The organism is uncultured Dokdonia sp., assembly GCF_947492815.1.
GTDB lineage: Bacteria > Bacteroidota > Bacteroidia > Flavobacteriales > Flavobacteriaceae > Dokdonia.
On the sequence record NZ_CANLOB010000029.1, the window covers coordinates 24,299 to 46,854 of the forward strand.

At 33.6% G+C, this 22,556-nt stretch carries 22 protein-coding genes; 15 read left to right on the top strand and 7 right to left on the bottom strand.

What is annotated here, in order from left to right; translation table 11 throughout:
- Nucleotides 1–38: 38 nt before the first annotated feature.
- Entirely contained in the window at nucleotides 39–1,694 is a 1,656-nt protein-coding gene (locus Q1A01_RS19980) for a hypothetical protein (protein WP_299684408.1), read from the bottom strand.
- 415 nt (nucleotides 1,695–2,109) lie between these two features.
- Between Q1A01_RS19980 and thrA the strand changes: the two genes are divergently transcribed.
- From thrA to Q1A01_RS20005, 5 genes are read left to right on the top strand one after another with little or no spacing between them, the layout of a single operon-like run.
- Nucleotides 2,110–4,548: a bifunctional aspartate kinase/homoserine dehydrogenase I gene (thrA, locus tag Q1A01_RS19985; protein ID WP_299684486.1), complete on the top strand. Its 2,439-nt coding sequence runs from the start codon at nucleotides 2,110–2,112 to the stop codon at nucleotides 4,546–4,548.
- A gap of 8 nt (nucleotides 4,549–4,556) precedes the next feature.
- Nucleotides 4,557–5,513 (top strand): homoserine kinase, encoded by a 957-nt coding sequence (locus tag Q1A01_RS19990; RefSeq protein ID WP_299684410.1) that lies wholly within the window; start codon nucleotides 4,557–4,559, stop codon nucleotides 5,511–5,513.
- 5 nt (nucleotides 5,514–5,518) lie between these two features.
- Entirely contained in the window at nucleotides 5,519–6,826 is a 1,308-nt protein-coding gene (thrC, locus tag Q1A01_RS19995) for a threonine synthase (protein ID WP_299684412.1), read from the top strand.
- Nucleotides 6,827–6,885: 59 nt separating this feature from the next.
- Nucleotides 6,886–7,326: an RDD family protein gene (locus Q1A01_RS20000; protein WP_299684414.1), complete on the top strand. Its 441-nt coding sequence runs from the start codon at nucleotides 6,886–6,888 to the stop codon at nucleotides 7,324–7,326.
- Nucleotides 7,327–7,385: 59 nt separating this feature from the next.
- Nucleotides 7,386–7,628 (top strand): DUF1059 domain-containing protein, encoded by a 243-nt coding sequence (locus Q1A01_RS20005; protein WP_299684416.1) that lies wholly within the window; start codon nucleotides 7,386–7,388, stop codon nucleotides 7,626–7,628.
- Between the two features lie 51 nt (nucleotides 7,629–7,679).
- Here Q1A01_RS20005 and Q1A01_RS20010 read toward each other — a convergent pair whose 3' ends face one another.
- Both Q1A01_RS20010 and Q1A01_RS20015 read right to left on the bottom strand, forming a co-directional pair.
- Nucleotides 7,680–8,600 (bottom strand): DUF6624 domain-containing protein, encoded by a 921-nt coding sequence (locus Q1A01_RS20010; protein ID WP_299684418.1) that lies wholly within the window; start codon nucleotides 8,598–8,600, stop codon nucleotides 7,680–7,682.
- 7 nt (nucleotides 8,601–8,607) lie between these two features.
- Nucleotides 8,608–8,979, bottom strand: coding sequence for a hypothetical protein (locus Q1A01_RS20015; protein ID WP_299684420.1), 372 nt, complete (start codon nucleotides 8,977–8,979; stop codon nucleotides 8,608–8,610).
- A 256-nt stretch (nucleotides 8,980–9,235) separates the two neighbouring features.
- Here Q1A01_RS20015 and Q1A01_RS20020 point away from each other — a divergent pair, with 256 nt between their 5' ends.
- From Q1A01_RS20020 to Q1A01_RS20060, 9 genes are all read left to right on the top strand, one after another.
- Complete coding sequence (locus Q1A01_RS20020; RefSeq protein ID WP_299684422.1) at nucleotides 9,236–10,192, top strand: ion channel; 957 nt, start codon at nucleotides 9,236–9,238, stop codon at nucleotides 10,190–10,192.
- Nucleotides 10,193–10,204: 12 nt separating this feature from the next.
- Entirely contained in the window at nucleotides 10,205–10,507 is a 303-nt protein-coding gene (locus Q1A01_RS20025) for a peptidyl-tRNA hydrolase (RefSeq protein ID WP_299684424.1), read from the top strand.
- A 4-nt stretch (nucleotides 10,508–10,511) separates the two neighbouring features.
- On the top strand, nucleotides 10,512–11,411 hold the full coding sequence (locus Q1A01_RS20030) for a hypothetical protein (protein WP_299684426.1): 900 nt from the start codon (nucleotides 10,512–10,514) through the stop codon (nucleotides 11,409–11,411).
- A 94-nt stretch (nucleotides 11,412–11,505) separates the two neighbouring features.
- Nucleotides 11,506–13,338 carry a Xaa-Pro dipeptidyl-peptidase gene (locus Q1A01_RS20035; RefSeq protein WP_299684428.1) on the top strand — a complete coding sequence of 611 codons (1,833 nt, stop codon included), beginning with the start codon at nucleotides 11,506–11,508 and terminating at the stop codon, nucleotides 13,336–13,338.
- A gap of 118 nt (nucleotides 13,339–13,456) precedes the next feature.
- Nucleotides 13,457–14,980 carry an alpha/beta hydrolase gene (locus tag Q1A01_RS20040; RefSeq protein WP_299684430.1) on the top strand — a complete coding sequence of 508 codons (1,524 nt, stop codon included), beginning with the start codon at nucleotides 13,457–13,459 and terminating at the stop codon, nucleotides 14,978–14,980.
- 97 nt (nucleotides 14,981–15,077) lie between these two features.
- Complete coding sequence (locus Q1A01_RS20045; protein ID WP_299684432.1) at nucleotides 15,078–15,725, top strand: DinB family protein; 648 nt, start codon at nucleotides 15,078–15,080, stop codon at nucleotides 15,723–15,725.
- An 82-nt stretch (nucleotides 15,726–15,807) separates the two neighbouring features.
- Nucleotides 15,808–16,149, top strand: a complete 342-nt coding sequence (locus Q1A01_RS20050; protein WP_299684434.1) for a nuclear transport factor 2 family protein — start codon at nucleotides 15,808–15,810, stop codon at nucleotides 16,147–16,149.
- An 87-nt stretch (nucleotides 16,150–16,236) separates the two neighbouring features.
- Nucleotides 16,237–17,322: a tetratricopeptide repeat protein gene (locus Q1A01_RS20055; protein ID WP_299684436.1), complete on the top strand. Its 1,086-nt coding sequence runs from the start codon at nucleotides 16,237–16,239 to the stop codon at nucleotides 17,320–17,322.
- 219 nt (nucleotides 17,323–17,541) lie between these two features.
- The gene (locus Q1A01_RS20060; protein ID WP_299684438.1) at nucleotides 17,542–18,603 is read left to right on the top strand and encodes a tetratricopeptide repeat protein; all 1,062 of its coding nucleotides are present in this window, start codon (nucleotides 17,542–17,544) and stop codon (nucleotides 18,601–18,603) included.
- Nucleotides 18,604–18,703: 100 nt separating this feature from the next.
- Here the strand turns inward: Q1A01_RS20060 and Q1A01_RS20065 are convergent, their stop codons facing one another.
- Together Q1A01_RS20065 and Q1A01_RS20070 are read right to left on the bottom strand one after the other, a co-directional pair.
- Nucleotides 18,704–19,570, bottom strand: a complete 867-nt coding sequence (locus Q1A01_RS20065) for a hydroxymethylglutaryl-CoA lyase (RefSeq protein WP_299684440.1) — start codon at nucleotides 19,568–19,570, stop codon at nucleotides 18,704–18,706.
- 36 nt (nucleotides 19,571–19,606) lie between these two features.
- Complete coding sequence (locus Q1A01_RS20070; RefSeq protein ID WP_299684442.1) at nucleotides 19,607–20,218, bottom strand: LysE family translocator; 612 nt, start codon at nucleotides 20,216–20,218, stop codon at nucleotides 19,607–19,609.
- Between the two features lie 78 nt (nucleotides 20,219–20,296).
- On the opposite strand from Q1A01_RS20070, the gene Q1A01_RS20075 reads away from it, so the two are divergent.
- Nucleotides 20,297–21,514, top strand: coding sequence for a tRNA modification GTPase (locus tag Q1A01_RS20075; RefSeq protein ID WP_299684444.1), 1,218 nt, complete (start codon nucleotides 20,297–20,299; stop codon nucleotides 21,512–21,514).
- Nucleotides 21,515–21,527: 13 nt separating this feature from the next.
- Here the strand turns inward: Q1A01_RS20075 and Q1A01_RS20080 are convergent, their stop codons facing one another.
- Together Q1A01_RS20080 and Q1A01_RS20085 are read right to left on the bottom strand one after the other, a co-directional pair.
- Nucleotides 21,528–21,689 (bottom strand): hypothetical protein, encoded by a 162-nt coding sequence (locus tag Q1A01_RS20080; protein WP_299684446.1) that lies wholly within the window; start codon nucleotides 21,687–21,689, stop codon nucleotides 21,528–21,530.
- A gap of 71 nt (nucleotides 21,690–21,760) precedes the next feature.
- On the bottom strand, nucleotides 21,761–22,540 hold the full coding sequence (locus Q1A01_RS20085; protein ID WP_299684448.1) for a hypothetical protein: 780 nt from the start codon (nucleotides 22,538–22,540) through the stop codon (nucleotides 21,761–21,763).
- Nucleotides 22,541–22,556: the final 16 nt, after the last annotated feature.

Here is a 22,556-nt window from a genome sequence, read left to right on the forward strand (position 1 = left end):
GAGTGCAACACTAAAACCAACTCAGCATTTACATATCCCTACAATGATAGTGCTTGCAAAGCTTTATCATAGTCATTAGGTACTATATCTATTAACCAAGACAACATATTAGGCGTATGCTCTACTTTATATAAAAGCCATATACCTGCAATAGTGCCTTTGGAAAGTAATATAGATTCTACTGATCCTATGAGTAACTCTTTTTGTAATCGATCATTGATAACCTTTCGATAGGTTGCATATTGTTCAATCATCTCACTAGTAGTAATATCTTCTACTTTTATCTTTTTTAAGATTTGTAACAACATAATATCTTTCCAATATCCAGAAAGTATCAAATCTCTAGAACCTGCTTCTATAGCTTCTGGAAGATTACTAAAAGGAAAAACAGGTATGTAATTTTGTCGCTCTGCTTCGGGAAGCTTTGTCTTTTCTGCTTCATCATATTTTAGAAAGGATATTCTCTCATTACGAACCCAACGAGCTCTTCTAGAATACTTCTTAGACTCTCGTTCTTCATCTGTCATGAGGGCGTCTAATTCCTCTCGTTCTTCATCAGATATAGGACCATAATGCAAACGAACCCCTAACCAATCTTCTTTTACCATGTCATGATCGATATAACGTTGATAGATTGCTTTTTCTACAGCTTCCTCATTAGGAGTAAATGGCGTTCTATTTTGTAATGTCTCTCGGCAAGGTAATACGGTTTTAATATAGTGTGCTAATGCTATTGGATCTCGAAACACGCGTATTTTCTTTTCAAAAAACACCTCTTCAGTTTCTCCTGTTGGGAAATCAGTTTCTGAAAGTGTAGGATCCAAAATAGCAACTCCTTTGTTATGATATAAGAAATTAGCAATCTCTACTTCTGTCCATGCTCCAAAGTTTTTTCCTGCTGGCACATTTCGTATAAAAATAGCAACATCACTAGTGGCAACAAGACCTGGAGTATCATCTCCCCAATGTTTTCCATAAATTGTTTTAGACGTTGATGTTTGATGTGCATGACCCACACCCGCTTCACACATCACTACTAATGTTTCCATACTACGGCTTTTTGGGACATCAAAGCCTGCACGCGTAACTCCATAACTATTTCCTTCTTCTCCTCGATAACCACCCGTCATCACAGCCATATTGGGTATGGTATCTACGACGTTCTGTACATATTCTAATAATAACATTCCATCTACGATACCCAGCCGCGCAGCACCAAGAAAAGCAACAACAGGTAAACCCTCATCCATAAGTCTATTAAGGTGAAATGCCGTATCTGGCATATCAATACTCACATTTACAGATTGATCTTTATACTCATACATATTACTTCGTAAGAAGCCATTGATTTTTTCTTCTCCATCTATAGTATCTACTTCAACGCCAAAACGCACCCAAGAACTCTTATACACAGCTTGTGAAGGATCTTCTCTTCTAATAATTTGAAATGCTTTTGCATCTAATGCAAATCGTGGTCCTGACTTTTCAAGAGCTCCATAGGGTGTAAAATCATCTATAGCACCTCTCTTATCTTCTGGACCACTTAAATTAGTATAGGCAGCTTCAAGCACTGCTATTTCTAAATCATTAAGTTGGTTTTGTTTTTTTGCTACTAGCTCAGCATTAAGTGTTGTTATAATACTAGTGATACCTTGCGTATCTTTTAAGTTAGTATTTCCTTTATACGTTTCCATATATACCATTTTAAAAATCCTCTAAAATTAACCAAACACCTAAAAAAATACTACCGTATTTTCACCCATTTTTAGATGAGTTGGTTACACATTTTTAAAAAGTGTAATAAAACCTACCTTCATTTACACATCTCACAAAATAAAGAGCAATAATTTTTAATTCCATAAAAATCAGTAGGTACACTTGTACTATCACTTAAAAAGAGTACTTTTAAACTATCGTACTGTATATGAAGACAACAAATTACATAGTTATTTCTTCGATTACCATTTCTACATTTGGTACGATTACCCCTATGGGGTTATAGTCATTACATATTATCCATTCCTATATCCGTTTATCGGTATCACTATCAAATATTATATACGTCATCAAATAGCATTGCTAAAAACTACCCATTATATGGGCGTTATCATGAGAATACTCAAATTTGGAGGAACTTCCGTTGGAAGTCCTGAAAACATACAAAAAGTCATCGCCGTTGTTAATCAACGTGCTCAAAAAGAAAACGTAGCTGTCGTAGTCTCAGCTGTCGGAGGTATTACTAACAAATTATTAGAAGCAGGACATCTAGCTTCAAAAAACGATACTACATATGTGACGTTATTTGAAGACATCAAAGAGACCCATCTTACGTATACAAAAGCGCTTTCAAAAAGCAAAGAAACCTACGCACACGTAGCAACCCTAATGAACGACTTAGAAGCCTTATTACAAGGTATTTTCTTGATTCATGAATTATCTCCAAAAACTATTGACAAGCTCACTTCATTTGGAGAACGTACCTCGTCTGTCATTATTACCGCTGCATTTCAAGAACAAAACATTCCAGCAGAATATAAAGATGCCCGAGACTTAATTCTAACAGACACAACACATACAAAAGCGGCTGTACATTATGAACAAACACATACTGCCATACAAACATATTTTAAAGATGTACAAACCGCTATTACGGTAGTACCTGGTTTTATTGCACGCTCTGAAACCGGAGAAACAAGTACTTTAGGTCGTGGCGGATCAGACTTTACTGCCGCTATTATAGCAGCAGCTCTAAAAGTAGATGCCGTCGAAATATGGACTGATGTAAGCGGTATGTATAGTGCCAATCCTAAACTCGTAAAACAAGCACAGCCTATTGCGCATATCTCATATCACGAAGCGATGGAGTTATCACATTTTGGTGCCAAAGTACTCTACCCACCTACGATTGCACCTGTGATGCAGGAAAATATTCCTTTGTACATTAAAAACACTTTTGACCCAGAAGCTACAGGAACCTGTATTTCTAATGAAGCTAATGGAAAAAATAATCCCATAAAAGGGATTAGTCATATTAGTGATATTGCCTTATTGACGCTAGAAGGTGCAGGAATGGTAGGTATTTCAGGAACTTCCAAGCGTCTGTTTGAAACCTTATCGACGGTAGGAGTCAATGTAATTTTAATTACACAAGCCTCTAGTGAGCATAGCATTTGTATTGGTGTTGCACAAGAAGATGCGCAACAGGCTAAAGAAGCCATAGAAACCACCTTTGCTTATGAGATCGCTATTCATAAAATAGATCCGGTGATTGTGGAGCAAGATCTTTCCATTATTGCATTGGTAGGAGAACGTATGAAAAGCCATCAAGGTATTTCTGGTAAAATGTTTAGTACACTAGGTAAAAACAATGTCAATATTAGAGCCATTGCACAAGGTGCTAGTGAAAAAAATATCTCGGCAGTGATTGCTTCTAAAGATGTAAAAAAAGCATTGAATAGTTTACACGAGCGTTTCTTTGAAGATCAGCGTCAACAGCTCAATCTATTTATTATGGGTGTTGGAAATGTAGGCGGCCGATTAATGGCACAAATAGAGCAGCAGCAACAGTATCTATTAGAACATCTCAACCTCAATCTTCGTGTGATCGGAATTTCCAATAGTAGAACCATGGTTTTCCAAGAAGAAGGGATAGACTTATCCAAATGGCAAACACAACTGGCTGCAGGCGAAAAAGCTGATGGTATACGCTTTCGCGAAAGCGTACAAAGCCTCAACATACGCAACTCAGTATTTGTAGATGTTACTGCAAATGAAGACGTAGCCATGAGTTATGCGCAGTATTTGCGTCATAGTATTGCAGTCGTTGCGTGTAATAAAATTGCTTGTGCCAGCACCATGGAAAATTATAATGAGTTAAAACGTCTGAGCAAAAAATACAATGCCTCATTACTTTTTGAAACCAATGTAGGTGCTGGACTTCCAATTATAGACACCCTTAAAAATCTCATCGCATCGGGTGATCGAATTACAAAAATTCAAGCAGTACTTTCTGGAAGTCTCAATTTTGTGTTTAATAATTTTACATCAGGAAGTAGTTTTCATGATGTGGTACAACAAGCAAAAGCAGAAGGCTATACAGAACCCGATCCTCGTATTGATTTAAGCGGTGTAGATGTGGCTCGTAAAATATTAATTCTTGCTAGAGAGGCAGGATTACAACTAGCCCTTGAGGATATCAAGAATGTTCCATTTTTGACACCCAATAATCTAGAAAGTACAGATGTGTCTCACTTTTTTGAAACCTTAAAAGAAGATGCGTCTCATTTTGAAACTTTAGTGAGTGATGCTACTGCAAAAGGGCATCGTTTAAAATATGTAGCACAATTAGAAGGTGATAAAGCGAGTGTAGGCTTACAATCGGTTTCGACAGAAAGTCCGTTTTATCAATTGGAAGGAAAAGATAATATTGTACTTTTCTATACAGAACGCTATCCCGATCAACCATTAATTATTAAAGGTGCCGGTGCTGGTGGCGATGTAACAGCTAGTGGATTATTTTCAGATATTATACGATTGAGAAATTATTAAATAAAGGCATGAAAGAAAGTAAAAAAGAGCTCCACCTTCGCGGAGATGAAATTAAAATATTTTGCCCTGCAACCGTAGCTAATGTAAACTGTGGTTTTGATACTTTAGGTTTTGCTTTAGAAGGTATTGGAGATGAAATGGTATTTCGTAAAGTATCTACTCCAGGAGTTACTATTACTGTGATTACTGGAGAAGAACTACCCTTGGAGGCACATAACAATGTGGCTGGGGTTGCGGGTAACGCTATGCTCCAAGGGATTCAAGCAGATTTTGGTGTCGAAATAGAGATTCATAAAAAAATACGATCAGGAAGTGGGATTGGTAGTAGTGCAGCCAGTGCTGCAGGAGCCGTTTTTGGGATCAACCAATTACTAGATCATCCAATATCCAATTTAGAGCTGACTCGATACGCCATGAAAGGAGAAGCCTTAGCGAGTGGTAATGAACATGCCGATAATGTAGCTCCGTGTATTTATGGAGGCACTACGCTTATTACAAGATATGATCCTTTACGAGTGATTTCGCTCCCTCCTATGGAAACCGTATATGTTGGAATTTTACACCCACATATTAAAATTGCGACTAAAGATGCCAGAGCTATACTCCCAAAAGAAGTGCCTTTAAAAGATGCGATTACACAAGCACAACGTCTCGCTGGGTTTGTGGCAAGTCTGTACGAATGGGATAAACAATTATTTGTAGAAAGCGTTCAAGATGTATTGGTAGAACCGCATCGCAAGCAATTGATTCCGCATTTCGATACGATTAAAACACTGTCCAAAGAACATGGATGTATGGCGTTTGGTATTTCAGGAAGCGGTCCTAGTCTTTTTGCGTTCGCTTTCGCGAAAGCGAATATAGAAAGCTATTTAATGGCAAGTAAAACCTATTATGAACAACAACATTTAAAAGTAGATACCTACTCCAGCCAAATAAGCGGTACTGGATGTCTGGTGATACAATAACAACTATGAACTACTACAGTTTAAACAAACAAGCGCCTATTGTCACTTTTGACGAAGCTGTGATACGAGGCATTGCACCCGATAAAGGATTGTATTTTCCTGAAGAAATACCACAATTACCAGCATCTTTTTGGGAGAACATAGAAAACCTATCTAAAGAAGAAATTGCATGTACTGCCATGAAACCCTTTGTAGGTGACACGATAGATGATACTTCATTACTTGAAATTGTAACAGATGTATTGTCTTTTGATTTCCCGATTATTGAACTTGAAGATCAAGTAGCTACTTTAGAGTTATTTCATGGTCCCACCATGGCATTTAAAGATGTAGGTGCTCGGTTTATGGCACGTTGTCTAGGATATTTTTTAAAACAACGCAATCAAAAAGAAGAAGTTACAGTACTGGTAGCCACTAGTGGAGATACGGGAGGCGCTGTTGCAAGAGGCTTTTATAAAGTGCCTGGTATTAAGGTAATGATTCTCTATCCCTCTGGAAAAGTAAGTGATATTCAAGAAAAGCAATTAACAACATTAGGTGAGAACATCACTGCTTTTGAAGTTGCTGGTACATTTGATGATTGCCAAGCCATGGTAAAACGTGCATTTCTAGATCAGGAGATTACAAACAAACGCCAGCTTACCTCTGCAAATAGTATTAATGTGGCAAGATGGCTACCTCAATTATTGTATTATCTGTTTGCGTATAAAGAACTTAAAAAGAAAGGGAAACCATTGGTTTTTTCGGTTCCGAGTGGGAATTTCGGTAATATCTGTGCAGGAATGATGGCACATCATATGGGGATGCCGGTACAGCAATTTGTTGCTGCTGTAAATAGCAATACAACCATCCCTCGCTTTATGCAGTCAGGCGTGTATGCTCCTACTCTAACGGTTCCTACTATTAGCAATGCAATGGATGTGAGTGATCCAAGTAATTTTGTGCGTGTATTACAATTATTTGAAAATGATTTGAGTACGCTTTCGCGAAAGCTAACTTCATATTCTTACTGTGATCAAATAACGCGTGCAACCGTAAGAGATGTCTATGAAAATTGTAAGTACATTTTAGATCCCCATGGAGCGGTAGGGTATCTAGGATTAAAAGAGTACTTAAAAGGAGATGCAAAAGCCTATGGTGTGTTTTTAGAAACAGCTCATCCTGTTAAGTTTTTACCTGCAATTGAACCTATAGTTGGGAAGTATAAAGAATTACCAGATCAAGTTAAAAATCTTGTAAAAAAGGGGGGAATCACCCAAAAAATTGCAAATTATGAAGAATTAAAGGGGCATTTAACCCTAATAGATTCGTAACATTTGATTTAATTTTGTCACTTATATATTGTTAATCCCTAACTAACGAACTATATATTATGCAAAATAATGTTATAGAGTATTCATTTGAAAACACATTTCAGATTGCTCAAAAAAGAACACGGATCATTGCTTTTATAATTGATCTTTTTATTTACGCTATAATAGGCATTACTTTAGGCTACTTTTTGGGCGAACCTATAAACGAAATTGGTTTTATGCTTAAAGGAGGAACTCCCATTTATGTGATGATGCTTCTAGGGTTTTTCCTATGGCCTATTAGTGAAGGGATTTGGGGACAAACCATAGGCAAACGAATATTAAATATAAAAGTACTTACAAATCATTACCAATCTATTGATATAACAGCTTCTTTAACACGTTACATATTAGGGTTTATAGATTATGTACTCTTAATAGGATTTATAGTTGCTGCAAATAACAAAATGAATAAACGTATCGGGGATATAGCAGCTAATACTATTGTTGTACAAATGTAAATTCTCATAGAGAATAACTAATTTCTTTAGTAATGATTCATCAAAAAACAACCATCCATATGAAGACAATGACATGCAAACAATTAGGGGGTGCGTGCGATATGACTTTTCAAGCTAATACATTTGAAGAAATTGCAGCTATGAGTAAACAACATGGTACTGCAATGTTTGAAATACAAGATGAAGCACATTTAAAAGCAATGGGTGATATGAAAGCCCTTATGAGTTCTCCTGAATCTATGCAAGCATGGTTTGAAAGTAAGCGAAGAGAATTTGATGCATTACCTGAAGATTACCTCTAAAATCACAAGCATAAATCACGCATACTTTTACAACTTCAAATTAACGACACACTAACGTTTTTTTTGAACTACCATCCAATCATAGTTGATTTTTCTTTTAAGATATATTGCTAAAGGTTCCAGCCCGATGACTTCTCTACGTTGGTCTACGTATTCAGGGTTTTCAATAGGGAAAGGTTCTAAAGTTCTATCTGAAGCATATCGAAATTGCATTCCATAAAGCTGTGGTAAATTTTCATTTACTAATATGCGATCTTGAATCTTAGCATATTCCATACAGCTTCCTTCTCCATCTAGACACGATTGTTTAATTTTTCCTAAGAATTTCTTTCTAACGGCATCTTCCTCATGATGATTGATCACTAATAGAGGAGCATCTGCTGCTAATTTCCCTACGTTAGTATATGTTGGCCAACCATTCGCATCTAATAACTGAAGCATCGTCTCATAGTTTTCTTTTACGATTTCTTGTTTATAAGCCCCTATAGGATAATACCATTGAGGAGGGCTTCCTTCTTTCATGAAATGAGATTTTGCTTGATCTATATAATAATCCAATGCTTGGTCTTTTATAATAAGTTGTAGTAGTTTTTTAGTGAACTCAGGTTGCTTTAAAACGCCTTGATCTTGTTGATATTTATGCAACTGACTCTCTTCTATTGAAGACCAACGAGGGTCATCAATTAAGGCAAATAAATTGGTGTCTGCCAAAGGCCATAAAGAGGTATCATTTTTTAAAGAGAGATCAAGATAATGAAAGGCACTATCTTTTTGAAATACTAAAGCATAGGTAGCTGCAAGATTGTATCCCACCTTCTTATCCTTAGTCATATTATAATCTTTTGTATACGATTTTATTGCTTCTACTAACTTACCGACTTGTCGTAAACTATCGGCTTTGGAGACCGTAGATTGCGCATTACTTAAACCGCTAATGCTTAGTATTAATAATAATGTATATAGTATTTTCATCTTGGCATTATTTAGTGGAGATTTTATTGAAGATTCCTTTTAGTGTTTTACAGCATATAAAAAGACATACTCCTAAAACAGGAGTTATTAATCCATAAGAAACACCTTGAAAAATGAGATTTGGAGCTATTCCACCTGTTTTTCCTATAAAATAAAAGCTATGCATCAGCCCTAGTAATAGAGACAATAGGCTAAGTATCAAAATCCAAAATGCCGCATTGTTTATTTTGGTATTATGATACTGTAATAGATCTATAGTTACTTCTTGCTTTCGCAGGCTTAGTTTTTTAAAAAAGTGAACGATAGCCCATCCACTAAAAATGATAAAGACTACGATAAATTTTAAATCACCACTGGAGACAAATTCTGAAAAAGGCATTCTCATAAAGATTCGTTTTAAAAATTGATGCCTCAAAAATACCTAAGAGCCATTGTAGTTTTATTTTTTTTCGACAGATCAACAAATTCAAACAGGTTTTAGCCATTTTTATACGGTGTTTTATACGCTTTCGCGAAAGCGCACAAAAAAAGAGACCACTAAATATGATCTCTTTATACTTTACTAAAAACGTTTATTATTTCTAAATAGTACTGTTACTTTTTTAATACCTTCATACTGTAAATAAAATGAGCATATGACTTCTGAAAAGACGACTAAAAAGTATACTAAGAAGAAATACAATGATCTTGGATTAGGTGTAAAAGAAACTTCTGGAGTATATCGTACACTAAATAAAGACGGTACGTTTAACGTTAGAAAAACAAATGTTCCGTTTTTAGAGCGCATTAATTTTTTTCACTCATTAGTCTCTATGCCTTGGCCTCGTTTTTTAGGGCTTATTCTTGTAGGCTATTTTATCATTAACACCTTATTTGCATCTATTTATATGCTTATAGGTGTAGAGCACCTTACTGGTATGAAAAAAGTAGATGCTCCTATGGAACAATTCATGGAAGCATTTTTCTTTAGCGCACAAACGATTACAACACTAGGGTATGGGCGTGTGGCACCTGTAGGCCTTATGGCTAATATTATAGCTGCCACCGAATCTATGTTAGGGTTACTCACTTTTGCGCTGGCTACAGGAATGTTATACGGTCGTTTTTCAAAACCAAAGGCTACTGTAAAATATAGTGAGCATGGCGTCATTGCTCCATATAGAGATATTAATGGTTTTATGTTTAGAGTGGTTAATGTAAAAGAAAATCAATTACTAGAAGTAGAGGTGAAAGTATCGCTTTCTTTACGAAGAGAAAGCTCTGATTTAAGAGACTTTTTTAGTTTAGACTTAGAGCGTTCTAAAGTCGTATTTTTGCCTTCCGTATGGACTGTAGTACATCCCATAAGTACTAAAAGCCCATTATACAATTTGACTCCAGAAGATCTCGAAGATAAGGATGCAGAGTTTATAGTTACTCTCAAAGCCTTTGATGAATCTTTTTCGCAAACTGTATACTCGCGTACTTCTTATAAACCTGCTGAAATAAAGTGGGGACAAAAATTTGTATACCTCGTTACCTTTGAAAATGATAAAATTGCTATTGATGTAGAACGGCTAGACGAAACGTATGATATAGCATTAAATGAATAAAAAGTAGTACTTATGAAAATGTACATCCTCATTAAAGATGATATTCCTGAAGGGTTTGCAATATTAGCAGCCGCTCATGCTTCCCTTGCTACATATCTAAAATATAAAGAAGATAGTGATATGCAAACATGGATTTCTGGCACCTTTTATAAGGTAGTTTGTAAAGTAAATGATAAAGAATTCCAAAAAGCGAAAGCATTCAAAGATCATGTCTTACTTACAGAATCTGCATTAGAACATAAAGAAGTAGCGATTGCTTTTAAACCTAGAGAGGAATGGCCTAAACCTTTTAAATTTTACAAACTATACAGATAAATTTATGAAGCAAAAATTAGTTTACATCTATTTTTTAACTGTCTTTTTCTATAGTTGTGACACACAAAATATTGATGGGCATTGGCATATTATAGAAGTAACTGAGGAAGACAAGGAAAAAGAAGAAATATTCCTTGTGGCTGATGAGATGCCATCAGAATTTTATGATTTCCAAACTTTTGATATCAGTGACCAAAAAGGAGTCGTAAATCAGAGTTCTACTTTTTTGAGAACGTATGAAATTAGTCAAGACACAAAAAACAAAGAACTTATAATACATACGGACTCAGCCCCTATTAAACTAACATATGCTTTAGCTCCTTGGATAGTTGATAACGAAGATCTTTCAGATACAGATACTTTGTATTTATTTTCTAAAGAAACTAATAGGAGATATAGAGGGTATAGGGATCAAGATACTATGCATCTAAATCATATATATGATCCATTAAATATGAGGAAGTATAGCAACTTAAAAATCCCTGTATTTTCTGACATATCAAACCTAAAAATTGAAAATCATAATATTCAAAACTCACATCTTATTATTTTCCCTAATGGACCTGGAAAATATACGTCTCCATCATCTAAAATGATTATTGCCAATAGAATCGCTTCAAATGATTTAGCTGAGGAAACTAAAGATAATATTCGATCTATAGTAAAAGATATAGAAAATCAAGAAGTAAAAGTTTTTATTGATGGTAGATATCAAAAAAAGGAATTAAAAAAATTACTTCAAACTCTTCTAAGTGTAGGTGCAAAAGGTATGTATATCTCTATTAAAAAAGTAAACAAAGAAACTATCCATTGGATAGAAGCTTCTACCCTACTAGCATTTATTATCCAATCAGAAAAATACCATCTAAATCTCAAAATATGGGATGCTGTAGATTTACAATAATCGCGTTATAATTAGTATACAAAATTACCTTTTAACATAAAAATAGTAGAATATCCGTATCTTACTAGCTACTTTTTAATACATAATATTTTCTATGAAAAAACATAAAACTATCTATTTTTTAGCGATTCTCTTGGCAAGTTTTTCTATTGCCTGCGCACAAGAAAAAAGTAGTAATGCTGTTCCTATCTTTAAGGATGGAGAAGCTCAAATAGTAGCTGCATTTGAAAACCCAAGCGATTGGATACGTCATGATTTATGGGTCGAGACAGATTTTAATACGGATGGTGATACCACTATGGATCGTATGCACGTTTCTGTAACACGTCCAAAGCAGACAGATACAGAAGGTTTAAAACTTCCTATCATATACGTAAGCAGTCCTTATTTTGCTGGGGTTGCTGCAGATACTCCCAATTGGAATGTAAAACATGAACTTGGTGAAACCGCTGAAGAACGAGCGCATCCTGAAGTAAAACGTAGAGGGAAACGTCCTATTATTTCGAATTCTCATATCAGAACATGGGTACCCAGAGGCTATATTGTAGTGCATTCATCATCGCCTGGCACAGGACTTTCGCAAGGTTCTCCTACCGTAGGAGGTCCTAATGAATCACTAGCGCCAAAAGCCGTTATAGAATGGCTCACAGGAAAAAGAAAAGGATACACCTCGCCAGATGGAAAAGAAACAGTAGAAGCATTCTGGTCTACTGGAAAAGTAGGAATGACTGGAACATCGTATAACGGAACATTGCCTCTTGCTGCTGCTACTACTGGGGTAGAAGGATTAGAAGCTATTATTCCTATCGCTCCAAATACATCCTATTATCATTACTATCGTTCTAATGGATTGGTTCGTTCTCCAGGAGGATACTTAGGGGAAGATATTGATGTACTTTATGACTTTATTCATAGTGGAGACGAAGCAAAACGTCCATATAATAATAAGACAGTACGAGACACTGAAATGAAAAATGGCATGGATCGTATTACAGGAGATTATAATGATTTTTGGGCAGGTAGAGATTACTTACTTCAGATGAAGCCTATGAAAGCCGCATTATTAATGTCTCATGGTTTTAATGACTGGAATGTAATGCCAGAACATAGTTACCGTATTTATGCACAAGCAAAAGCACAAGGAATTCCTTCTCAAATTTTTTATCATCAAAATGGTCACGGAGGTCCGCCACCTATGAAAATGCGTAACCGTTGGTTTACAAGATATTTACATGGTATCGAAAATGGTGTAGAAAAGGATGCACGCTCATGGATTGTTCGCGAAAATGATGATAGAGATAATCCAACTTCATATGAAGACTATCCAAATCCAGCAGCATCAAATGTGACTTTATTTCCTGGAAAAGGAGGTACAACAATAGGGCTTTTAGGAACTTCTCAAAACACAAATGCAACTCCTGAATCATTTATAGATGATTATACCATCAAAGGAGCTGATCATGCGCAAGCAGAAGATTCAAAAAACCGTTTATTATATGTTACACCAGCATTAAAAGAAGATATTCATATTTCGGGTACAGCAAAAGTAACTATACGTATTGCTAGTAGCAAACCTGCTGCAAACTTATCTGTGTGGCTAGTTTCACTACCATGGAATGGGGAAAGCAAGGCAAAAATCACAGATAATATCATTACACGAGGATGGGCTGACCCTCAAAATCATAGTTCAATACGTAAAGGAGAACCATTAGTAGCAAAGACATTTTATGATGTCACTTTTGATCTTATGCCAGATGATCAAATTATTCCTAAAGGGCAACAAATAGGATTAATGATCTTTTCTAGTGATAATGAATTTACATTACATCCAAGACCGGGTACAGAACTTACCTTGGATCTTAAAGGAACGACACTTACGCTCCCTGTTGTGGGAGGTGATTCCGCTTTCGCGAAAGCGGTAAAATAAAAATTACCATATATCCAGTAAAAAGGTACTCCAAAAGAGTGCCTTTTTTTTGTACCTATCTAAAACTGTAACATTTTACTACAAATGGCATCTTTGATAGTATACATTAGCTAACACTATGAAACCAACACTTCTTTTTTTCTTAATATATACCCTCTCACAAACCACATATAGTCAGACCTCATTACAAGAATTACAATTAGAAAATGGAACATATACTGTAGGCTTTAATCACTATACTGCTATTGATAGTACACGTACATATATTCCAAAATCTGATATTAATGCTACAACAGTACATAGACCTATTCCTATAAGCATCTGGTATCCATCTGATGTAACTATTGAGAATGAGCAATCATTAGCAATCTTAAATTATATGGAAGTCTTAAAGGAAGAAGAAGAATGGGAGCACCTCCCAAATTATTTCCTATTAGATTGGTTCTATTATAAAAACACTCCTGAAAATCAAAAACATCTTAAAGAAAAAACAACAGCTTTTAAAGACATTACACCTGCAAAAGGTAATTTTCCTGTGATTATATACGCAGCTAGTTTTCAAGCATCTTCTATAGAAAATTTTGCACTATGCGAACTCTTAGCTAGTCATGGATATATTGTTATTGCTAGCCCAAGTAGAGGCTCAACTTCAAAACGTTTTAAAAAACTAGAACTCGCCATTGAAACACAAGCGAGAGATTTAGAGTTTCTTGTAAAAGAAGCTGCAAAGGTTTCAAATACTGATATGAATCATATAGGGACTATGGGATTTAGTTTTGGAGGATTATCAAATGTACTTCTGCAAATGCGTAATACAAACATTAAGGCAAATATGAGTCTTGATGGAACCATACGTTATCGACCTGATGTGATTAAAGGAAGTCCTTTTTATGATATTAAAAAAGCAACAATCCCTTTTATGCATTTGGCACAAAAAGAGATTCCTAAGATAATTATGGAAGAAAAAAACATCCCAGATTCTTTAAATACTCATTTTACATTTTATGATGAATTAATCACGAATGATGCCTATAAAATACGTTTACACGATTTATCACATTCTTATTTTAGCACATTAGGAGTCCTTTTTCAAGAAAGAGATCCAAAACAAGACAAAAGCGATCCAGAAATTATGGCTTCTTACAAAATTGCAACATCCTATAGTTTACATTTCTTTAATGCCTATCTCAAAAATAATGCAACATCGTTAGCTTTTATTACAAACACACCGCAAGCAAATCATATATCAGAACAGCTCATAACTATCGATTCAAAAAAAGCTCAAACATCCACGTTTTCATTCTATGATTTTTTAGAACAAGTACGACAACAACGTTATCAAAACATACATACTCTTTACGTGCAATCAAAAAGTAAATATCCGATGATGGAAATACCAGAGGGAGTATTGAACACCTTAGGGTTACAGCTTATTTTTGATCCTTCAAGAGCAACTGAAGGTATTGCTGTTTTTAAATTTGCACTTCAGTTATATCCTACATCTGCAAATCTTTATGATAGTTTAGCTGAAGGGTATTTATATCTAGGAGATATAGAAAATGCAAAAAAGAGTTTTAAAGAATCGTTAGTCTTAAACCCTGAAAATCAGAATGCAATAACAAGACTTCAAGAGTTAGAATAGTAGTATTTATAGGTAATTAACAAGATTTTATCGCAGCTTTAACGTAATCTTTTGATGTGCTGCTTTTATATTGTACTCAACTAATCAATATATCATCATGAATTCTATCATACCAGATTACAGTCGTCGTGACTTTTTAAAGAAATCATCATTTGCTGCAGCAGGCACCTTAAGCTTTGTTTCAATGCCACTTATGGGAGCTTCTTATACCCCAGTACAAGATGAACTTAATATTGTAGGACCTAAGGCCGGATATTCTCCACAAATAGGGACACTTGTTTCTATGATGAACTGGATGCGTAATGTTATAGAGGATCAAGTAAGAGGTCTTAAACAAGAACAATTAGATTTTTTAATAGATGACAAAGCAAATACTGTAGGCGCTATGCTATTACATCTCGCTGCTACAGAACGTTATTATCAGATACATACTTTTGAAGGTAAAAATTGGGGAAATTGGTCTCGAGAAGATCGTAAACGCTGGAGTGTCGCTTCTGGTTTGGGAGATAGAGCTCGTATGCTAATAAAAGGAAATGATATTTCTTACTATTTAGATGCCCTTAATGAAGTACGATCACATACGTTAGAAGAGTTAAAAAAACGTGATGATGATTGGTTACTAAGCATTGACAATAACTGGCCTTGGGGACCGACCAATGCTTATTGTAAATGGTTTCATGTCGTAGAACATGAATCTAATCATAACGGGCAAATTAAATTTATTATGTCTAGAATGTCTTCATAAGGTTTATAATAGTCTGCATAATTTATATAATAGGAATGTATCTACTATTTTTGATATATTCCTATAATACTTTAAATCATTAATGATGTCACCTGAAGAAATTGCTCAAAAACAACTAGATGCCTATAATAATAGAGATATAGACTCTTTTGTTGCGATACACCATCCAAACGTACAGCTATATTCTTTTTCTGAAACAGTACCTTTTGCTCAAGGACAAAAGCAAATAAGAACTATATATTCAGAAATATTTGAAAATTCACCTCAATTACACTCAAGACTTATACATAGAATTGTTTTAGGTAATAAAGTGATAGATCATGAAGAGATTACTGGTCGCAAAGGGGTTGATGTTTTAGAATTTATTGCTATTTATGAAGTGAATGATACTTCTATTCTTAAAGCCCATTTTATTAGAAAATAAATTATACCTGAAATACTATTTTAATTAGCATCATATAGAGATATTAAAAACTTTAGTATATTTAAAAATAACTAACTAAACTAACGAATGTCTAAAACTGTCCTTACTCTTCTTTTAGCATGGATGTGTTCCATGCTTGCCACAGGACAAAATTCAAAAATAGACAGCTTAAAAAGAATAAGCAAACAAGACATAAGTGCTGAAGAAAGACTTAAAAATTATTTTACTATTGCAAATACCTATTATAGTAAACAATTACGTTATGATAGTGCCTTTGTATATTTAAAAAAGATTAGATCACTTGCTAAAACAAGTGGAAATAAAGAAGCTGAAGTTGTAGCATTAAATAATCAAGCATTGATATATGAAGTATTAGGAGATAAAGAAAAAGCCATTTCTTATTTTGATGAAGGCCTTTACATATCGAAAGAGTTAGGCATTCCCTCACGAAATGTCTTATTATATAATAACATAGGGTTACTTTATAAAGACCTAGAGCAATATAAAAAATCACTTATATATTTAGATTCTGCATTTACCATTGTAAAAAATGGAAAATCTAGAAGACTCTTGGCTGTAGTAAATACGAGTTTGGGCGAAACAAATTATGCGCTTGGCAATTATAAAGAAGCTACGCATCATTTAAAAACAGGCATTTTTATATTAGATAGTTTAAAACAATCTAGTAGTGAAGCAGATCTCGCACTTGCAAAATCATATAGAGCCCAAAAAGAAATAGAATTAGCAATATCACAAGCACAAAAAGCATTTCAAGAAGCAGAAAAACAAAATGCACCCAAAAGTGCTTACGAAAGTAGTAGAGAACTTTCCTCTATCTATGCAGAAATAGGAGACACTAAAAAAGAAGCCTTTTACTTAAAAAAGGTGTTAAATTATAACGATTCTTTATCCTTAAGCTCTGACTTAAATGATATTGAATTAAATCAACTAAAACAACAACAAAAAGAACAAGAACAACAATTACAATTATTAAAAGACAAAGATATACTGTACACTATTCTATACATTGTAGGCGTCATTATTCTTATTTTACTAGGCTATTTATTATATAGGCAACTCAAAGCTTCTAAACTTACTAAAGAGATTCATAAGGCACAAAAAAACTTAATTCAAAACGAACTAGACCGAAGAGAAAAAACTGCTAAAAAGTGACGCCTAGTTTTGAATTAAGTTATCAAATAAATTGCTTTAAATATCTAAATTAAGACGTTCTCAACAATAGTCTTATGACATTATTATTGCGATATAGCGACAACGTTATCGTCATGTTTTATAAGTTTTATCAATATATAACTCCAAATCTTTAGTATATTTAAATTCTTATTTATGGAATTTTAGATGCCAAAATATATACTTTTCCTTTTTATCCTTTTGCTACAAACTTATTCTTCCATAAGCCAAACTTCGTATGTAGATAGCTTAAAGCAAAAGGCAAAAACAGAAACTGATACACAAAAAAAACTTAAGCATTACATTGACATATCTAATAATTATTTTCAAAAACAATTACATTATGATAGTGCTTTAGTCTATTTGGAAAAGATTAGAACTATTTCAAAAAGAGAAGAAGTAAAAGAAAGAGATATAGAAGCTTTTGCTATAAATAATCAAGCCATCATCTACTATACTTTAGGCGATAAAGAAAAAGCTGTCACCTATTTTAATGAAGGTTTATCACTCGCAAAAAAGCTTAATGAACCTGTTCGTGTCGCGCTACTATATAACAATATAGGAATGATTCATAAAGAATTAGGAGAATATGATAAAGCACTTACAAACTTAGATTCTTCTTTAACAATAGTAAAAAAAGGAGATTCTAAAAGACTGTTAGGAGTTGTATACACAAGTCTCGGAGAAACCCATTATGCCATTGGCAATTATAAAGAAGCAACACACTACCTAAAAAAAGGAATTCAAAGACTCGATAGTTTAAAACAATCTAGTAGTGAAGCAGATCTTGCACTTGCAAAATCATATAGAGCCCAAAAAAAAATAGAATTAGCAATATCACAAGCACAAAAAGCATTTCAAGAAGCAGAAAAACAAAATGCACCCAAAAGTGCTTACGAAAGTAGTAGAGAACTTTTCTCTATCTATGCAGAAATAGGAGACACTAAAAAAGAAGCCTTTTACTTAAAAAAAGTGTTAAATTATAACGATTCTTTATCCTTAAGCTCTGACTTAAATGATATTGAATTAAATCAACTAAAACAACAACAAAAAGAACAAGAACAACAATTACAATCATTAAAAGACAAGGAACTATTATACAAAATTTTGTATGTAGTTGGGACAATTATTCTCTTATTATTAGGTATTCTGATAGCTAAAATACGTAAAAGCACAAGGCTAACTAGAGATATCCATAAAGCGCAAAGAGAATTAGTTCAAAGCAAATTAGAACAAAGAGGCAAAAGTACAAATACTGAATAAAAAGGTATTAAACCAAGATCTCGCTGAAAAAGTGAGATTAGTTCAACTATCTATTTTATGAGCATCTTACAGACTATTACAAAATAGTGTTTCATAATAGTTAATGATACTTTTGGAATATTTTCAAAGCCTCATTATAACTGCTTTCAAAAGACATAGTATTAATATTATCATATGCATTTACAGAAGCAAAGTAAGAGATTAACTTTTCTGTAGGCATATTTCCAGTGAGCTCATCTTTAGCCATAGGGCACCCCCCAAAACCTTGAATAGCCCCATCAAATCGACGGCAACCTGCATTATACGCTGCATCTACTTTTTCATGCCATGTTGTTGGTGTAGTATGCAAGTGTGCTCCAAACTCTATGGTTGGGTATTTTGGAATTAGATTAGAAAATAAGTAATTAATATTCTCTGGATTAGATGTCCCAACAGTATCAGACAACGAAAGAATTTTGACACCCATAGCACTTAATTTCTCTGTCCACTCCCCTACGATATCTACATTCCAAGGATCTCCATAAGGATTTCCAAACCCCATAGATATATATACGACCACCTGTTTATCATTGCTATGTGCCAGATCTAGTATTTCTTTAAGCACTTCTACAGATTGTGCGATAGTTTTATGCGTATTACGCATCTGGAAGTTTTCAGATATTGAAAAGGGGTATCCTAAATAATCTACCATCTCATGAGTAACAGCATCGGTGGCGCCACGTACATTGGCTACGATAGTAAGCAATTTACTCTCCGTTTTTGAAAGATCTAAACGATGTAATACCTCGGCAGAGTCTACCATCTGAGGAATCGCCTTGGGCGATACAAAACTTCCCACATCTATCGTATCAAAACCACAACGCAATAACGACTGGATGTACTGAACTTTAGCATCCGTAGGAATCCAATCCTTAATTCCTTGCATGGCGTCGCGAGGACATTCTATGATTTTAACCTTGTTATTCACTATGTAAAAATAGGGCTAATTACGCTTTCGCGAAAGCTAAATTAGAATGAAAACTGCTATCCCAATAAAAACAATAATCTGTAACCATTTTAAAACAGTTCCTATTTGATTGCTTTTTTTAAGATATCCAGAAATACTTCCTGCCAACACAGCAATTCCACCAAAAATGAAAAAAGATGCTATCATAAATAAAATACCTAATACATAAAACTGATACACGGTATTTCCATCAGGATCCCATAAAAAACCTGGAAAAAAAGCGAGAAAGAAAATAGTGACTTTAGGGTTTAGTATATTCATGATTACTCCTTGCTTAAATAAACTCCAATAACTCTTTTTAGGAGCTCCATCAGTAAGGGATACTTTAGAATCACTTTGAAACACTTTATAAGCAAGATATAAGAGATAGATGGCACCCAAGAGTTTAATGATAAAAAATATGGTTGGTGACGTTGCTATAATAGCCGAAACACCAAAAGCAACAAGTGTTGTATGTACAATACATCCTGAAATAAGGCCAGCAGTTGTGGCAAGTCCTGAAGCACGACCATTAACAATACTTTGCGTCAATACATATATATTATCAGGCCCTGGAGAAAATGCTAATAATGCCGTGGCTCCTAAAAATCCAATCATAGATTCAATCATGGTGTAAGTTATATTGTAAATATTATAAAAATGATTAACATTGCTGACTTATACTATCAATCTAATTTGAAAAAAACTATGAAAAACCTGATACTAATAATTATTACCTATTTTTTTTGTTTTAATGCATATTCGCAAATATCATTTAAAAATGGATATTTTATCACTAATGAAGGAAAAAAAATAGAGTGTCAGATAAAAGATAATAATTGGTCAAATACACCATCTTTTTTCACATATAAACTATCTGAAAATGGAGAAGAATTAAATAATAATATTACTACTATTAAGGAGTTTGGTATAAAGAATGAATCTAAATTTATAAAAACAACTGTACAAATAGATCAATCAAATGATGATTTAAGATTTTTATCTACTCAAAGAAACCCCGAATTTAAAAAACAAGAAGTCTTTTTAGAAGTGTTATTAGAAGGTGAAGCAAATTTATATTTTTATAAAACCAATAAATTTACACGGTTTTTTTACAAAAAAAACACAGCAGATATAGAGCAATTAATTTTTAAAAGATATTACACACGAGCTCAAATTACCAAAGAGAACATATATTATAAACAGCAACTAACTAACTCATTAGGGTGTAACAAGATTACTGACAAGGATATTAAAATGGTGGATTATAACAAGAAAAAATTAACCTCTTTTTTCTTAAAGTATAATAATTGTAAAAATCCATCTAGTGTAAAATCTATATACAAAAAGAAAGATAGAGATGCTTTTAATCTAAGTATACGACCAGGTATAAATAATTCTTCTTTATTTCTTACTAATAATACACTAGGCCTAACAGCTACTGATGTAGACTTTGATAATCAAACAAGTTTTAGATTAGGATTAGAAGCAGAACTTATACTGCCTTTCAATATAGATAACATATCTGTTATCCTAGAACCAACTTTTCAAAGCTATGAAGCAACTCAACAAACAGAAAATTTCATTGCAACTGTTGATTACACATCCATAGAAGTTCCTTTAGGATTTCGATACTCATTTCATATTAATGATACATCTGACCTCTTCTTAAACGTATCTTTTATAGTTGATTTTCCAAATGGAAGTTCGAATATTCAACTAGAAACTGATGATTTTAATACAAGTAGAGATTTAGATCTTAAATTGTCAACAAGTTTTGCAACTGGAATCGGATATAGATATAAAAATAAGTTTAGTACCGAGTTTAGACTTTTTACTGATAGAGATATCATTAATGATACTTCATCATTAAGAATTACGGACTATAAAACATTATCGTTTATAGTAGGATACTCTTTCTTCTAAAAAATTAACTACTCTACCATTGACGCTCTTTCCAGACTAGAAAAAGTCCTAAGAGAAATAAAGCACCTGCAACTCCTACTTTTACAACTTGCGGGATAAAGGATGCTAAATCTGGTTTTAAAGAAAAAAGTAACACCATAACAGAAGCTAGAAGTACTTTATGAGAATTTCGCATAACAGATAATGATAAGAATATAGATTGAATTTGGTTTAGCTATAGGGTTTAATCGTAAAATAACTCAAACATTACAAAATATCAGAATTAAGTATATCTACTAAGTCCTTGTTCATACTGCAAATTTCTACTATTTCATTTCTTTCTTTTATATTTTCTATTCCAACTACAATCTCTTTGATATAAGAATTCATATTTCTATAATAATGATCTATTGACATTTTACTAATTAATTCTACATAACCAGTAGGGCCTACTTCAACTATTTTTTTTTCAGTTAAATAAGAATATACTCCTTGATATTTATTATCTACAGTAATACTATATTCATCACTTTCCGCTATTTGATTATAATTGATAGTTAATACTTTACCATGAATTATCATATTTCGTAGGGTAAAAAGAGAATTAATTCCTTTCCAAGTTTCAGGTTTTATTTTCTCAAGTATCGATTTACCAAAAATTAATTTAAAAATGTTATTGTAACCAGTCCAAGTACTTGAATATAATTTTTCTCTTACATCTTTTATTAATCTCAAATTAAAATCATCTTCTTCGTTTTTAGAATCTTCCCAAAAGTCAGAATCTTTTAAATCAGCAAGCTCTTCTATTGTATAAGAAACTGAAGTTCTTAAATCTAAAACAGTATCTAAAGTTTGATTAGTGAATCCTTCTATAATTCCTGCTAAGTCGAGTATAATAGAATAATATAAAGATGAGGATATTGATTCATTAACTATATCAAGCTGATCTATCTTCCAATTAACTATTTCTAATAAACTTAACCAAGGATATGAATCAACCGATATATCTCCTGGAAAAATTTCATTCGTTAATATCGTAGTTTTCATTCTACCCTAAGTTATT

What these genes read in the sequence shown, in the direction of transcription:
- Q1A01_RS19980 (WP_299684408.1), bottom strand. Translation starts at nt 1,694, where the DNA reads ATGGAAACGTATAAAGGAAATACTAACTTAAAAGATACGCAAGGTATC.
- thrA (WP_299684486.1), top strand. Translation starts at nt 2,110, where the DNA reads ATGAGAATACTCAAATTTGGAGGAACTTCCGTTGGAAGTCCTGAAAAC.
- Q1A01_RS19990 (WP_299684410.1), top strand. Translation starts at nt 4,557, where the DNA reads ATGAAAGAAAGTAAAAAAGAGCTCCACCTTCGCGGAGATGAAATTAAA.
- thrC (WP_299684412.1), top strand. Translation starts at nt 5,519, where the DNA reads ATGAACTACTACAGTTTAAACAAACAAGCGCCTATTGTCACTTTTGAC.
- Q1A01_RS20000 (WP_299684414.1), top strand. Translation starts at nt 6,886, where the DNA reads ATGCAAAATAATGTTATAGAGTATTCATTTGAAAACACATTTCAGATT.
- Q1A01_RS20005 (WP_299684416.1), top strand. Translation starts at nt 7,386, where the DNA reads ATGAAGACAATGACATGCAAACAATTAGGGGGTGCGTGCGATATGACT.
- Q1A01_RS20010 (WP_299684418.1), bottom strand. Translation starts at nt 8,600, where the DNA reads ATGAAAATACTATATACATTATTATTAATACTAAGCATTAGCGGTTTA.
- Q1A01_RS20015 (WP_299684420.1), bottom strand. Translation starts at nt 8,979, where the DNA reads ATGCCTTTTTCAGAATTTGTCTCCAGTGGTGATTTAAAATTTATCGTA.
- Q1A01_RS20020 (WP_299684422.1), top strand. Translation starts at nt 9,236, where the DNA reads ATGACTTCTGAAAAGACGACTAAAAAGTATACTAAGAAGAAATACAAT.
- Q1A01_RS20025 (WP_299684424.1), top strand. Translation starts at nt 10,205, where the DNA reads ATGAAAATGTACATCCTCATTAAAGATGATATTCCTGAAGGGTTTGCA.
- Q1A01_RS20030 (WP_299684426.1), top strand. Translation starts at nt 10,512, where the DNA reads ATGAAGCAAAAATTAGTTTACATCTATTTTTTAACTGTCTTTTTCTAT.
- Q1A01_RS20035 (WP_299684428.1), top strand. Translation starts at nt 11,506, where the DNA reads ATGAAAAAACATAAAACTATCTATTTTTTAGCGATTCTCTTGGCAAGT.
- Q1A01_RS20040 (WP_299684430.1), top strand. Translation starts at nt 13,457, where the DNA reads ATGAAACCAACACTTCTTTTTTTCTTAATATATACCCTCTCACAAACC.
- Q1A01_RS20045 (WP_299684432.1), top strand. Translation starts at nt 15,078, where the DNA reads ATGAATTCTATCATACCAGATTACAGTCGTCGTGACTTTTTAAAGAAA.
- Q1A01_RS20050 (WP_299684434.1), top strand. Translation starts at nt 15,808, where the DNA reads ATGATGTCACCTGAAGAAATTGCTCAAAAACAACTAGATGCCTATAAT.
- Q1A01_RS20055 (WP_299684436.1), top strand. Translation starts at nt 16,237, where the DNA reads ATGTCTAAAACTGTCCTTACTCTTCTTTTAGCATGGATGTGTTCCATG.
- Q1A01_RS20070 (WP_299684442.1), bottom strand. Translation starts at nt 20,218, where the DNA reads ATGATTGAATCTATGATTGGATTTTTAGGAGCCACGGCATTATTAGCA.
- Q1A01_RS20075 (WP_299684444.1), top strand. Translation starts at nt 20,297, where the DNA reads ATGAAAAACCTGATACTAATAATTATTACCTATTTTTTTTGTTTTAAT.
- Q1A01_RS20080 (WP_299684446.1), bottom strand. Translation starts at nt 21,689, where the DNA reads ATGCGAAATTCTCATAAAGTACTTCTAGCTTCTGTTATGGTGTTACTT.
- Q1A01_RS20085 (WP_299684448.1), bottom strand. Translation starts at nt 22,540, where the DNA reads ATGAAAACTACGATATTAACGAATGAAATTTTTCCAGGAGATATATCG.